The sequence below is a fragment of the Actinomycetota bacterium genome (genome assembly GCA_009923495.1).
Lineage (GTDB): Bacteria > Actinomycetota > Actinomycetes > S36-B12 > UBA5976 > UBA5976.
The window spans coordinates 66,472-80,269 of the sequence record RFTJ01000001.1; the positions used below are offsets into that span (position 1 = coordinate 66,472).

The window sequence follows — 13,798 nt, forward strand, 5'->3', positions numbered from 1 at the left end:
GGTAATGGAAACGCTTGGGATTAGCGCAATACCCCGCGCTGGTACTGGTTTGGCCATGGGACTTCAACGCCCAAATCAGCAGCGGCCTGTAATGGCCAACGCGGATTTCCCAAAAAGGCGCGGCCGAGCATTACTGCATCTGCCTGTCCTTGCTCGACGATTGCTTGTGCTTGCTCAGCATTGTCAATCATCCCGACAGCTGAGGTTAGAATTTGTGCCTGCATTCGAATCTGGTTGGCAAATGGAACTTGGAAGCCAGGGCCTAGTGGAATCTGCGCATCAGGCGTAGTACCTGCGGATGAGCAATCAATCAGATCAACGCCGGCTCGCTTTAACTCCTTTGCCAGAAGCACACTGTCTTCAATGGTCCAGCCACCGGCAACCCAGTCTGTGCACGAAAGTCGGACGAAGAGTGCTCGGGCAGGAGAAATCACTACTCGAACCTCTCGAACTATTTCCAACAGCAGGCGGATTCGATTATGAAATGAGCCACCATATTCATCTGTTCGTTGATTCGAAATTGGTGACAAAAATTCATGTAAAAGATAGCCGTGGGCAACATGCAACTCAATAATGTCAAAGCCGGCGAATAAGGCTCGTTCGGCGGCCGCCACAAAATCATGACGAATTTGATCTACTTCACTTCGAGTCAATTCTTTGGGTGCTGGATAACTACCAAATGCGATTTGCGAAGGTCCTACTGTTTCCCATCCGCCATCGGTTGGCGAAAGTGGCTTTCCACCAAGCCAAGGCGAGGCACAAGATGCCTTGCGACCGGCATGGGCTAACTGAATTCCCATCTTCACGCCATGCTTGGCGGCAAAGTTTGGCAATTCGGAAAGAACTTGCGCTTGAGCATCTGACCAAATACCTAGGCAGTTTGGAGAAATCCGACCAGCTGCAGTTACACCGGTGGCCTCCACCATAACTAATCCAGATCCACCAGTAATTAGGGAGCCGTAGTGGATGGCGTGCCAATCTTGCATCAGTCCATCAATCGCCGAGTACTGGCACATCGGGCTAACCCAGACTCGGTTCTTGATCGAGACATTGCCCACTTGGATTGGATCAAAAAGATTTGGCATCAGTTTCCGATTGTTGCAACCATTATTGCTTTAATCGTGTGCATTCGATTTTCGGCCTGATCAAAAACAACACTGAGTTCTGACTCAAATACATCGTGGGTAACTTCAAGGCCCTGGTGCATGCCAGTCTGACTAGCAATCTCAAAACCAATTGTCGTTTGCTCGTTATGAAAGCCGGGCAAACAATGCATAAATTTCACGTCAGCCACGCCAGTTTTGGCAAGTGCCTCACGATTTATTTGGTAAGGAGAAAGTAATTTGACTCGCTCATTCCAAATTTCTGGAGATTCACCCATTGACACCCAGACATCGGTGTGTACAAATTGTGCGCCAACTAGCGCGACATCCATGTCATCGGTCAAAGTAATTCTGGCACCGCTCTTTTTGGCAGCGTCTTGCGCGATCTTTCTAATCTCGGGTGCTGGCAATAATTCAGCTGGACCAGCTATTCGCACATCGCAACCCATAATTGCCCCCATGACTAAGAGCGAGTGGCCCATGTTGTTGCGGGCATCTCCCACATAAGCAAAACTTAGGTCGCTTAAGTTCTTGCCAGAATGTTCAATCATGGTCTGAAAGTCGGCAAGCATCTGGGTCGGGTGCCATTCGTCCGTTAAGCCGTTGTAAACCGGAACATCTGAATACCGCGCGAGCTCTTCGACCATCTCCTGAGACTTACCACGGAATTGAATCGCGTCGTAATACCGAGATAGAACTCTAGCTGTATCTGCGATAGATTCCTTGTGACCAACCTGCGAAGACTGACCATCTAGGTAAGTGGTGTGTGCACCTTGATCAAACGCGGCAACCTCAAACGCACAGCGAGTTCTGGTCGATGTCTTTTCAAATATGAGCGCAATGTTTCGATCTTGCAGGTGTTTAACTTCGCGCCGTTCACGTTTAGCGGCTTTCAGCTCTATTGCAAGGTCGATTAGATACTGCAATTCATCCGCATTGAAATCGATTTCTTTCAGGAAATCTCGATTTTTTAAGTTCATTTGCACTCCGGGGAAGTTTGCCAGACACCTAGCCTACCGAAGATTAACCGTTTGTTGGGAAGCCCAAATTCAACCCACCATGGCTTGGGTCTAGCCAACGGCTCGTTACAACTTTGCCGCGCGTAAAGAAATGCACGCCTTCAGTGCCATGGGCGTGGGTATCACCGTACAAAGAAGCTTTCCAACCGCCGAATGAGTAGTAGGCCATCGGTACTGGGATTGGCACGTTGATACCAACCATGCCAACTTGAACTTCGTGCTGGAATCGGCGAGCTGCTCCACCGTCATTTGTGAAGATCGCTGTGCCATTGCCGTAGGGATGCTCATTTACCAGTTTGAGTGCTTCCGCATAACTCGAAACTCTTATTACTGCCAAAACTGGGCCAAAGATTTCTTCTTGGTAAATGCTCATGTCGGTTGTGACATTGTCAAACAATGTTGGACCTAGGAAATATCCTCCAGTCAAAGCTTTGTCCGAAATTTCAGGTTTGCGTCCATCAACAACCAAAGTTGCCCCAGCCTCAATGCCGGCGTCTATGTAGCCACGGACCTTATCTCGATGAACCGCGCTAATAAGCGGTCCCATGTCTGAGTTGGTTACTCCAGCACCCAAAGTGAGCGTGCTTATGCGCTGGGAAATCTTGGCAATCAATTCATCAGCAACTGGTTCAACGGCGATAAGCGCCGAAATGGCCATGCAACGCTCGCCTGCTGAGCCAAATCCAGCATTCACTGCACCATCAGCCGCTAAGTCAAGATCGGCATCAGGTAGTACCACCATGTGGTTCTTTGCGCCTCCAAGTGCCTGCACCCGCTTGCCATGCGCGGTGCCAGTTTCGTAAATGTATTTAGCAATCGGGGTTGAGCCAACAAAACTGATGGCTTTGACATCTGGATGAGTCAGTAAGCGATCAACCGCTTCCTTGTCACCGTGAACAACATTAAATACGCCTTTAGGTAAGCCGGCTTCTTTCCAAAGTTCTGCGATGTAGTTAACCACACTTGGATCTTTTTCACTCGGCTTGACGATTACAGTGTTGCCTGTTGCAATCGCAATTGGGAAGAACCACATAGGCACCATCGCCGGAAAGTTAAACGGCGAGATGATTCCAACAACGCCAAGTGGTTGGCGGATACTGTAAACATCAACCCCAGTTGAAACGCCTTCAGAATACGAACCCTTCATCAGATGTGGAATGCCGCAAGCAAATTCAACTGCTTCTTGACCGCGGGCAAGTTCGCCCTTTGCATCTTCGAGCGTTTTGCCATGTTCAGCGGTGATGAGTGCGATGACTTCATCCTTGCGAGCATTTAAGAGTTCGCGGAATTCAAACATCACAGCGACCCGCTTAGTCAGCGAAGTTTGGGCCCAAGATTTGCCGGCAGTAACGGCAGCAGCTACGGCAACATCGACGACTTCAGTACTGGCTAGATCTACAGTGCCGGTTTGTTCGCCTGTTGCAGGGTTGAAAACAGGACCAGTTCGATCAGTTGGACCTGAATAAAATTTACCGTCAATCCAATGGGTAATGCGATTACTCATATATCGCTCCTAGTTTGGTATTGGTGGAGCTGAGGGGACTTGAACCCCTGACCCCCTGCATGCCATGCAGGTGCGCTACCAGCTGCGCCACAGCCCCGGACTTATTAATGCTACCGCAGAACATAATTGGTCGGCGACTGGCTTAACGGTCATCACCCATAACAGGTTCCGGCAGCGAACCTGCGTTGTATTCGGCTAAGCGCCACTGCAATCCTGGCGGGCGGGGAATGTTTTCATCGAGCTCCTGAAGTACTGTCCATTGCGCATTTGCTAGTACCCCGAGTGCAGTCCATTGCGCTGGTTCAAGGGCTAACAATCTGCCCAGTCCTGCGCGCAGCGCTCCACCATGTGAAGCAACAACCAAAGTGCCACCGTCTGGAACTGAAGTTAGTGCGCCATTGATCGCCCGCATTACCCGCTGGGCTACTTCCAATCGAGTCTCGCCACCACCAGGGCGCACATTTGAGTCGCCACCCCATGCGGAGTAGTCACTAGCGAAGCGTTCCATTAATTCGGTTTTTGTCAATCCTTGCCACTGACCGGCAAATGTTTCACGTAAATCTGGATCGACCTGTACTTCCAACTCGGCCAGGCGTGCTAGCGCTCGGGCCGTGTCTAGGGCGCGCGACAAATCACTGGACACGATATGAGTGGGTTGCAGGCCAACTAAAGTTTGCGCGGCTCGCCGAACCTGATCAAACCCAACTTCATCCAATGGCACATCTTCTTGTCCTTGAAATCGGCTTACCGAATTCCATGAGGTGCGCCCGTGGCGCCAGAGAACAAGTGTTCTACCAGCCACAGTTAACTCAATTCCAATGGAATGTGCTCACAGTCACGCCACAACCGTTCCAGATCATATATAGATCGTTCCTGCGCTTGCTGGATATGCACGACCATGTCGAAGTAGTCCAAAAGTACCCAGCGACCTTCCCGTTGCCCTTCGCGGCGAATAGGTTCGACTCCTTGGGCATCTAACTCTTCTTCAATTGCGTCGACAATTGCATTTACCTGTCGCTCATTTTGCGCGGTGCAGATTAGGAATAAATCGGTAATCACCAGATGTTCGCTGACATCAAGTAGGACAATTTCTGTGGCTTGCTTATCAAAAGCAGCTTGCGCAGCAACTTTGGCGATGCCTATTGCATGATCTGTTGCCGTCACTGATTGCTCTCCTGGTTTTGGTTCTTATTGAAATCTTCACCTAAATCTAATTGCATGTCAGTTCCAGTTGATATTTGAGATACCACTTGCACCTCTAGGTTAGGCAAAGACAAATCTTTCTTAATTTCGGAAACAAGGGATTTCGGCACAGTCTCTGTGACGATTAGGCGTGAATTAAGTGCTGGTGCGGTGCTGCCTCCATCTACAAAATAGATTGTTCCGCGACTTAACAATTTTCGGACTATCAAACGCTCGGAAGCGGTACGACTCGAAACGGTTACTCGTAACCGATTGGAGTCACTGCTCCAAAGCGCACCAGGTGCGTCGCTCAAGAAAGTTGAATAAATGGAACTGGTATTTAGCCAAAGCCAATTAGGTTTAGCTTTTGCTCGTAACTGCGAAGGTTCAGTGGCCAAAATTAATGTGTCCGCTGTTTCCCAAGTGCCGCGCGTCTGAGCTAAGAAACCAGCGATGTCTAGGTCAGTCAAATTCGTACTGCCTGATTGGCCCAGTGAATTTAGTCGAGCATTGATTGCCTGCTGCTGTCTTGGTAGCGAATCTAGTGCTGCTGTTAAGACTGGTCGAAATCTTTTGCTCTGCTCAATCACAGATTCACCAGGGCGACGAAAGACCGCATATGCTGCTGCCGTTGCTCCATCAAGTTTATGTTTGCCCGCACGCAAGAGTTTTGGACTGTCATCGCTTGCTTGAGCAAGCGTTACTGAAATGGGAGTTTGAACAGTAAGGCCACCGATGTCATCGAGCAGAGCTCCGAGTCCGATTTGCGTCAGGTTGAGTACTCCTTCGATGTCTAACCCGCTAGCCACATTTAAGGCATCAACAATTTGGCCAGTAGAAACTTGATTGGTGGCACTGTGCAAATCGCGAAGGCCAAACAACCTCAGGTCAACCACGACATTAGGGTCTAGTGCAGCGATCATGGACTTCTGTCCGTCTCTGATCAACAGTGCACCAACAACAAACTGTTGCTTGTTGTCCGTAATTTCAACCAACAGGGTCTGCACCTCTTTGGTTTCTGGGGTTGCTGAAATTTGATTAAGCGGGGCAAGCAAATTTAATTTATCTCGATTGCTTTTCGGATTTTGTAAAAGCATCAAACCAGTCAGAATTGCAATAGCAAGTAGAGAGCCCACGAGCCATTTCAAAAAATTTGGAAGACGGTGCATTAGAACTCGTCTTGTCCTGCTCCATAAAGTCCATGGGTGCGAATGTACTCATCGACTGAATCGGGGATTAGATACCTTGTCGGCTCGCCAGCGGCATATCGCTGCCTGAGCGTACTTGCCGAGATTGCAACTTCTGGAATCGGAACTTCGGTCACAGCAAATGGCAACTCTCCTACTGCTATTCCTGAACGACTGACTACAGCGATAGAAACTTTCTTGACGAAATCTTGCCAGCGATGCCAAGTCGGTATTTTTGAGACAACGTCTGCACCGACAAGACAGATGAAATTAGCAGCTGGATCCAGGTCCATCAATTCGTCAAAAGTATCAATTGAATAGCTTGGGCCTTCGCGCTTAATTTCGATATCACTCACTGAAAATCGGTCATCACGAGCAACTGCAAGATTGAGTAGTTCTAATCGAATATTGCCAGGCGTGATGTCTTGCTCAGATTTCTGCCAAGGCGTGCCGGCTGGGATAAAAAGAACTTGATCTAATGCAAGTTGGGAGTGCGCCTCACTGGCAGCAACCAAATGTCCAATGTGGATGGGATCGAATGTCCCACCAAGCACTCCAATGCGCTTCACGTTTCTAGCGATCAGGATTAAATCGGGTTACTAAGTAGAGTGCCAGTGACAAAAGGCCAAAGGCGACGAGTCCGAAACCCCACCATGGAAAATCACTCATGTTTAAATTCTACTTTCTTTCTTAGCTTCTGATGTGGCCATCGCCAGTGACAATGTAAGTCGTAGTTGTTAGTTCTGGTAGCCCCATGGGACCCCTAGCATGTAGTTTTTGCGTGGATATTCCGATTTCAGCACCGAAGCCAAATTCGCCACCATCTGTGAAGCGAGTAGACGCGTTAACCATGACTGCCGCGGAATCTACTGAACTAGTGAAGTGTCGAATAGCCTGTTGGGACTCGCTAATGATTGCTTCGGTATGCCCTGTAGACCATTTTCGAATGTGACTAATCGCCGCCTCTATGTTCGGCACAATCGCGGCGGCAATGTCTAGGCTGTAATACTCATCTGACCAATCGGTGTCGTTGGCGGGAACGAAGCTGATGCCAGCCTCGGCAGAGTATTCGGCAAATTCTTTGTCTCCGTGAATAGTTACTCCTTTGTCCTTCAAAGCTGCCAACAAGTTAGGTAGTACTTTGGGCGCGATAGATTCGTGGACTAGAAGTGTTTCAGCAGTATTGCAAACCGTCGTTCGTTGTGTCTTAGCATTTACCGTGATTGCAACGGCTTTTTCAATGTCTGCAGACTCATCTATGTAGACATGGCAATTTCCTACTCCCGTCTCTATGACTGGGACAGTTGACTGCTCGACAACAGCATTAATGAGTCCCGCTCCACCGCGCGGGATAACAACATCTACCAGGCCACGTGCCGTCATTAAGTGCTTTGCCGCTTCGTGAGTTGCCCCAGGTGCCAATTGAATTGCATCGGCTGGAACAGGTGAGTGCTCTAATGCACTTCGCATGACTGCAACCAATTCCACATTCGTCTGAAATGCCGATGAAGAACCACGCAGTAAAACACAATTTCCACTCTTGAGTGCCAAACCAGCAGCATCAACAGTTACATTTGGTCGGGCCTCATAGATCATGGCGATTACACCCATGGGAACCCGCTGCTGCCTTACCTCAAGTCCGTTAGGCAAGGTGTATCCACGCACTACTTCACCAACTGGGTCAGGCAGTGCCGCGACATCACGCAGTCCTTGCGCAACTGCTTCAATGCGCTCTCGATTTAGCTTAAGTCGATCGATGATGGCGGCATCTGTCCCATTTTGCTCAGCGGCCGCAATATCTTTGGAATTCGCTGACACAATCACATCGGTGTGTAAAACTAAGGCATTTGCCATGGCTAGTAGTGCGGCATCTTTTTCAGCGCGAGAACAATTCCGCAAGACCATGGCAGCAGAGCGCGCGCGCTCGGCGGCGGCTAACACTTCAGCACGTTCATCAGTCATAAATCTATTCTCTCTTATTGTTCGGGGATCACTACCAAGTCGTCTCGGTGGATAACCTCGCGGTCGAAACTTTCACCAAACTCGGACGAAATTTCAGATGTTTTTTTGCCTATCAGAGCAGGTAGCTCAGTAGCATCGAATGAAACAATCCCCCGAGCCACTAGTTTGCCCGATTGATCAACTAGATCCACTGCATCGCCTGCGACAAAGTTGCCTTCAACTTCGGTAATACCTGCTGGCAACAGTGACATGCGGCGGTCAATCACTGCTGACACCGCACCGTCGTCAAGGAACAACTTGCCAAGGGATGTTGTGGCATGCAGAAGCCAAAGTAAGCGAGTGGGCAGTTTTGCTGCTGGCGCGAAATAGGTGCCTACACTCTGGCCGGCAAGCGCGGCGGCAGCGTTCGAGGTAGCAGTTAGCACCACTGGGATCCCCGCCGACGTGGCGATTTGAGCTGCCTTAACTTTGGTTGCCATTCCCCCAAGGCCAACACCGGATGAGCCCGTTCCGCCAATTGCCACTTCAGACAACTGCGAAAAATCACTCACTTGTTCAATAATGCTTGCCTCGGGATTGGTTGGATCATCATTGTATAGACCATCAACATCCGAGAATAGAAAAAGTGCATCCGCTTGAACTACATGGGCAACGAGTGCAGCCAGACGATCATTGTCACCGAATCTAATTTCATCGGTCGCAACGGTGTCGTTCTCATTCACAATTGGCAGAACATCAAGTTCAAGCAATCGCTGCAAGCTACGCTGCGCATTTCGGTACTGTGCACGTCTGATCACATCATTTGCGGTCAGCAAAACCTGCCCTACCGTAACTTGATGAGCAGCAAAAGCAGCGGCATACTTAGCGACGAGAAGAGACTGACCAACACTAGCCGCGGCCTGCTGTGTGGCTAAGTCCGTCGGCCGAGACTGTAAACCAAGCGGTGCCAGTCCTGCGGCAATTGCACCACTAGATACCAGAACAATTTCAGCATCTTTTTGTTTTGCTGCAACTACCTGCACCAGTTCGGTAAGGCGACTTTCGTCAAGTCCGCCTCGTCTAGTAGTTAGTGACGAGGAACCAACTTTCACCACAATGCGCTTGGCTCGTGCGATATCGTTACGCATCTTCCTCGTCCCCTTCCTGTATTGCTACATCATCTGCCAAAGCATATTCGTCACCATATTGCCGTTTACGATGCTCTGCTAACCGCTGGGCTGCATTTGGTCGATTCATGTCAACGAGTCGTTCATCGGTGCCACGAGGACCTTGATGCAAGTCTGAGACTGTTGGTTGCCAGTCAAAGACAACAGCCGATGGTCCAGTGCCAATCACAACTTCACTGCCAGCAACAGCGCCTTGCTTGGCCAGTTCCAGTTCAACTCCTGCCCGGGCCAACCGATCCGCTAGGTAACCAACGGCTTCATCGTTAGCAAAATCCGTCTGCCGCACCCAACGTTCTATTCGCTCACCAATAATCCGGTATCGCAATTCTTCGCCAGCACGCTCAACAGTTACTGTAAATCCTGAATCATCGACGGACTTTGGCCGCACAACAACTCGTGGCCGATCGGCAGCCTCAATTTGTGCGGCAGCCCGAGCATCCCGAACGATTGTTGCCATGGCAAATCCGAGTTCACGCAGGCCCACATGACTAACAGCCGAAACCAGAAATACCGTGTAGCCACGGGCGTGTAAATCTGGCAAAACAATCTCAGCTAGATCCCGGCCTTCAGGAAGATCGACTTTATTCAAGACAACCAATCTTGGTCGATCTTGAAGTCCGCCATACTGCTCGAGCTCTTGTTCAAGCGCATCTAAGTCACGTATTGGATCACGATTTGATTCCAAGGTCGCGCAGTCAAGCACGTGAACTAACGCAGCACATCTTTCAATGTGGCGAAGAAACTCTAGCCCCAAACCTTTTCCGGAACTTGCGCCTGGAATTAGTCCTGGCACATCCGCAATGGTGAATGTGGTTTCCCCGGCTTGAACAACACCAAGGTGCGGCTCCAAAGTGGTAAACGGGTAGTCAGCAATTTTTGGCCGAGCTGCCGACATAGCCGCAATCAACGAAGACTTGCCGGCGCTCGGGAAACCTACCAAGCCGATGTCGGCAACAGTTTTGAGTTCGAGTACGACGTCACGCTCTACCCCAGGCTCGCCAAGTAAAGCGAAGCCGGGTGCTTTTCTGCGAGTTGAGGCCAATGCTGCATTTCCCAAGCCACCACGACCGCCAGCGGCCACAACGTAAGAAGTGCCTTGACCGACTAAATCAGCCAACACCGTTCCATCGCTGAGGGTAACCACCGTGCCATCAGGAACAGGAAGTACTAATTCTGTGCCATTAGCGCCATTGCGATGGTCGCCCTGGCCCGGCTTACCGTTGCCACCTGATCGATGAGGACTCCGGTGATACTCAAGCAAAGTTGTGATTGAGGTATCAACGACAAGTGTTACATCGCCACCTTTACCACCGTTGCCGCCATCGGGACCACCGAGTGGTTTGAACTTTTCACGGTGTACAGAAGCACAACCATTTCCGCCATTGCCGCCACGAACATGCAGGAGGACATGATCAATGAAGCTGGTCACAATTACCTCCTAAACGTAAAAGCGGGCCCGATGTTTTCAGGCCCGCTTTGCAAAAAATTGAATCGCGGATTTAGCCCGCTGGAACAATGTTGACGACACGACGACCGCGACGAGTACCGAACTGAACAGCGCCAGCAGTCAAGGCGAATAAAGTATCGTCACCACCACGACCAACATTCTGTCCTGGATGAAAATGTGTGCCACGCTGACGCACGATGATCTCGCCAGCGCTTACAACCTGTCCGCCGAAACGCTTTACGCCTAGACGCTGTGCATTTGAATCGCGACCATTGCGTGTGCTGGACGCACCCTTTTTATGTGCCATGAGTTATGACCTACTCTTCCGTCTTCTTTGGCGCTGCCTTCTTGGCAGGAGCCTTTTTTGCTACTGGAGCATCTGTAGCCTTCTTGGCAGGAGCCTTTTTTGCAGGCGCCTTTTTTGCAACTGGCGCATCTGTTGCCTCGGCTACTACTTCGGCAACTTCAGGCTTTGGCGCAGCCTTTTTTGCAACTGCTTTCTTGGCCGCTTTCTTAGCTACCGGAGCAGCAAGCTTATCCTTATCTGCGATCTTGGTTGACCCAATCTGGACAATTTGCACATCAGTCAAGGCGGAACGATGACCTTGACGACGGCGATAGCCAGTCTTGTTCTTGTAGCGCAGGATCTCAATCTTCTGACCCTTGCCATGCGAAACAACTTCGCCAGTTACGGTAATTCCCGCAAGAGCTTTGCTATCGGAGGTGACTTTGTCGCCATCGACTAAAAGTAATGTTGGCAGAACTACGGTGTCGCCAGGTGTTGCATCAACCCGATCAAGGGTGATTACATCGCCAACGACGACTTTCTCTTGGCGTCCGCCAGATCGAACGATCGCGTACACAGTGTTACTCCTTGCAAAAGTGGTGAAAATCCTTAAAAGGTAAGCCTCATAAGGTTACGGATTAAGCAGGGTCAAGGTCAAACCGTGAACTCTGCTACTGGGGTAGAACTTGGCTGTCCGGCCGGCCGACTGGCACTGCGTCGACCACGTTTTTGCCCATTCTTATTGGGTTTTTCCGACTTTTCTTCGGAAATCTCTAAGTTTTCAAAGTCGGATTCTATTGAACCTTCGACTTCGACCAAATGTCCCGCTTCGGGGTCAAACTTGTGGATCTTTCCGGCTTTTGGTCCACGGCCACTTTCGTTACCCGTATCGCGATTTCCTTTACCTGCTGGCAGCCCGTCCATATGAATTGTTACGCCTCGGCCATTGCAATGATCACATGACTGGCCAAATACCTCAAGTAAACCCGCACCGATTCGCTTGCGGGTCATCTGGACCAAGCCAAGAGAGGTCACCTCGGCAACTTGATGTTTCGTTCGATCGCGACCTAGGCATTCAATTAGGCGGCGGATTACTTGATCGCGGTTGCTTTCCAGCACCATGTCAATAAAGTCAATGACAATGATGCCACCGATGTCACGAAGTCTAAGTTGTCGAACAATCTCTTCAGCTGCTTCTAAGTTGTTCTGGGTAACTGTTTCTTCCAGGTTTCCACCTTGACCAATAAATTTTCCGGTGTTCACATCAACAACAGTCATTGCCTCGGTTCGGTCAATTACTAATGATCCACCGGAGGGAAGATACACTTTGCGGTCTAATGCCTTAGCAATCTGCTCATCAACTCGATAATGCGTGAAGGCATCTTTACTGCCGACATAGCGCTCTAAGCGATCAGCTAAATCGGGAGCAACATATTTCACATACTGATCAACAGTGTCCCAGGCATCATCACCAGATACAACAAGCTTCTTGGTGTCTTCATTGAAGATATCTCGCACGACCTTGATTGAGATATCCGGCTCGGCGTACAGCATTGTTGGCGGTGACGAAAGTTTTGCCTTTGCTTCGATGTCTTCCCATTGGGCAACTAAGCGGGCCACATCGCGAGATAATTCTTCTTCACTCGCACCTTCCGAAGCAGTGCGGACAATTACGCCACCAGTCTCGGGAACTACTTCGCGCAAGATGTTCTTGAGCCGAGTGCGTTCGCGTTCTGGTAATTTGCGCGAGATTCCAGTCATCGGATGGTTTGGTACATAAACCACAAAACGCCCAGGGATCGAAATCTGACTTGTTAGTCGTGCTCCCTTTTGTCCGACCGGATCTTTAGTCACTTGAACTAATACAGTGTCGCCAGTTTTGAGCGCTGACTCAATGCGCTTGGACTGTCCTTCAAGACCGGCGGCATCCCAGTTCACTTCGCCTGCGTACAAAACTGCGTTACGCCCTTTGCCAATGTCTACGAAGGCAGCCTCCATACCTGGCAACACATTCTGGACTCGGCCGACATAAACATTTCCGACAAGTGAGCCACTTGAAGATTGGTTAATGTAATGCTCAACTAAGACACCGTCTTCAAGTACGGCAATCTGGGTACGTGGACCCTGCTGGCGCACGACCATTACTCGATCAACATTTTCTCGGCGAGCTAAGTACTCCGCTTCAGTCACAACTGATGCGCGACGACGACCGGCATCACGCCCGTCGCGGCGACGTTGACGTTTTGCATCTAAGCGAATTGAGCCTGAGTCATCCGCTGCACCATCGCGATTGCGCTTCCGGCTGCGCTTGTGCGTTGCACTTTCAGCATCGTCTGAATCTAAGTCGCTAATACTTGCTGAATCAATCTCTGTCGAAGTTCCACGATCGCGATTCTTGTTCTTACGATTCCGACTGCGGTTCTTTGAGGTTGGTGGAGTATCAATTTCTGTGTCACTGCTTGTTGAGTCAGCGACCTCTTCCGAAGCCACTTTTTTATTCGCGCGCTTTTTGGTGTCAGTTACGGCTGAATCGCCAGACTTTGAGCCCTTGGCTGCGACCTTAGTTGCAGTTTTTACTGGCTTGTCAGTAGCTTTCTTTGTCGCACCTTTGACAGGCGCAGTTGGTGGCGCTTGAAAGACTGGAACAGCAACCGGAGCCTTACGAGCTGATTTTTTTGGCTCAACTTCAGTGGCCACAACTGGCGCTTCCGCTTTTTTGTTTGCCGCCTTTTTGTTTGCCGCCTTTTGGGCTACCGGCTCGGACTGCGCAGGTGCTTGCGCTTTTGGCGCTGGCTTTGCAGCCTTTTTAACTGCACTCTTATTCCTAGTTTTCTTTACTTGCATACCAGTTACTTCTGTATGATTTTCATCCGACATAATGTCGTTCTCCTATTCAACCCACGAATGCACCAACAGGTACGCTCGCAAGCGATCACCCACGC

At 50.0% G+C, this 13,798-nt stretch carries 13 protein-coding genes and 1 tRNA gene; all 14 read right to left on the minus strand.

Translation table 11 applies throughout. The features are described from left to right. Positions 1-20: 20 nt before the first annotated feature. The 14 genes from EBS36_00310 to EBS36_00375 all read right to left on the minus strand — a co-directional run bounded on the left by EBS36_00310 (position 21) and on the right by EBS36_00375 (position 13,733). Positions 21-1,085 (minus strand): NADH:flavin oxidoreductase/NADH oxidase, encoded by a 1,065-nt coding sequence (locus EBS36_00310; GenBank protein ID NBU31606.1) that lies wholly within the window; start codon positions 1,083-1,085, stop codon positions 21-23. Then, complete coding sequence (gene argF / locus EBS36_00315; protein ID NBU31607.1) at positions 1,085-2,089, minus strand: ornithine carbamoyltransferase; 1,005 nt, start codon at positions 2,087-2,089, stop codon at positions 1,085-1,087. Before argF ends, EBS36_00310 begins: the two co-directional genes overlap by 1 nt. A gap of 37 nt (positions 2,090-2,126) precedes the next feature. Next, positions 2,127-3,626: a CoA-acylating methylmalonate-semialdehyde dehydrogenase gene (locus EBS36_00320; protein ID NBU31608.1), complete on the minus strand. Its 1,500-nt coding sequence runs from the start codon at positions 3,624-3,626 to the stop codon at positions 2,127-2,129. Between the two features lie 21 nt (positions 3,627-3,647). Continuing rightward, positions 3,648-3,723, minus strand: a tRNA-Ala gene (locus EBS36_00325). 45 nt (positions 3,724-3,768) lie between these two features. Further along, positions 3,769-4,428: a histidine phosphatase family protein gene (locus EBS36_00330; GenBank protein ID NBU31609.1), complete on the minus strand. Its 660-nt coding sequence runs from the start codon at positions 4,426-4,428 to the stop codon at positions 3,769-3,771. Between the two features lie 2 nt (positions 4,429-4,430). Then, entirely contained in the window at positions 4,431-4,790 is a 360-nt protein-coding gene (gene rsfS / locus EBS36_00335; GenBank protein NBU31610.1) for a ribosome silencing factor, read from the minus strand. Next, positions 4,787-5,977 (minus strand): hypothetical protein, encoded by a 1,191-nt coding sequence (locus tag EBS36_00340; protein NBU31611.1) that lies wholly within the window; start codon positions 5,975-5,977, stop codon positions 4,787-4,789. Before EBS36_00340 ends, rsfS begins: the two co-directional genes overlap by 4 nt. Further along, entirely contained in the window at positions 5,977-6,582 is a 606-nt protein-coding gene (locus EBS36_00345; GenBank protein NBU31612.1) for a nicotinate-nucleotide adenylyltransferase, read from the minus strand. The genes EBS36_00340 and EBS36_00345 overlap by 1 nt, the downstream gene beginning before the upstream one ends. A gap of 103 nt (positions 6,583-6,685) precedes the next feature. Further along, positions 6,686-7,957, minus strand: a complete 1,272-nt coding sequence (locus EBS36_00350; GenBank protein NBU31613.1) for a glutamate-5-semialdehyde dehydrogenase — start codon at positions 7,955-7,957, stop codon at positions 6,686-6,688. Positions 7,958-7,971: 14 nt separating this feature from the next. Next, positions 7,972-9,084, minus strand: coding sequence for a glutamate 5-kinase (locus EBS36_00355; GenBank protein ID NBU31614.1), 1,113 nt, complete (start codon positions 9,082-9,084; stop codon positions 7,972-7,974). Then, a complete protein-coding gene (gene obgE / locus EBS36_00360; protein ID NBU31615.1) occupies positions 9,077-10,552 on the minus strand; it encodes a GTPase ObgE in 1,476 nt (491 codons plus the stop codon). Before obgE ends, EBS36_00355 begins: the two co-directional genes overlap by 8 nt. A gap of 70 nt (positions 10,553-10,622) precedes the next feature. Beyond that, positions 10,623-10,877, minus strand: coding sequence for a 50S ribosomal protein L27 (locus EBS36_00365; protein ID NBU31616.1), 255 nt, complete (start codon positions 10,875-10,877; stop codon positions 10,623-10,625). Positions 10,878-10,887: 10 nt separating this feature from the next. Then, on the minus strand, positions 10,888-11,433 hold the full coding sequence (gene rplU, locus EBS36_00370) for a 50S ribosomal protein L21 (GenBank protein NBU31617.1): 546 nt from the start codon (positions 11,431-11,433) through the stop codon (positions 10,888-10,890). A gap of 77 nt (positions 11,434-11,510) precedes the next feature. Beyond that, positions 11,511-13,733 carry an Rne/Rng family ribonuclease gene (locus EBS36_00375; GenBank protein ID NBU31618.1) on the minus strand — a complete coding sequence of 741 codons (2,223 nt, stop codon included), beginning with the start codon at positions 13,731-13,733 and terminating at the stop codon, positions 11,511-11,513. Positions 13,734-13,798: the final 65 nt, after the last annotated feature.

Coding starts and splice junctions, on each gene's coding strand:
- EBS36_00310 (NBU31606.1), bottom strand. CDS start 1,085: ATGCCAAATCTTTTTGATCCAATCCAAGTGGGCAATGTCTCGATCAAG.
- EBS36_00320 (NBU31608.1), bottom strand. CDS start 3,626: ATGAGTAATCGCATTACCCATTGGATTGACGGTAAATTTTATTCAGGT.
- EBS36_00340 (NBU31611.1), bottom strand. CDS start 5,977: ATGCACCGTCTTCCAAATTTTTTGAAATGGCTCGTGGGCTCTCTACTT.
- EBS36_00350 (NBU31613.1), bottom strand. CDS start 7,957: ATGACTGATGAACGTGCTGAAGTGTTAGCCGCCGCCGAGCGCGCGCGC.
- EBS36_00355 (NBU31614.1), bottom strand. CDS start 9,084: ATGCGTAACGATATCGCACGAGCCAAGCGCATTGTGGTGAAAGTTGGT.
- EBS36_00365 (NBU31616.1), bottom strand. CDS start 10,877: ATGGCACATAAAAAGGGTGCGTCCAGCACACGCAATGGTCGCGATTCA.
- EBS36_00375 (NBU31618.1), bottom strand. CDS start 13,733: ATGTCGGATGAAAATCATACAGAAGTAACTGGTATGCAAGTAAAGAAA.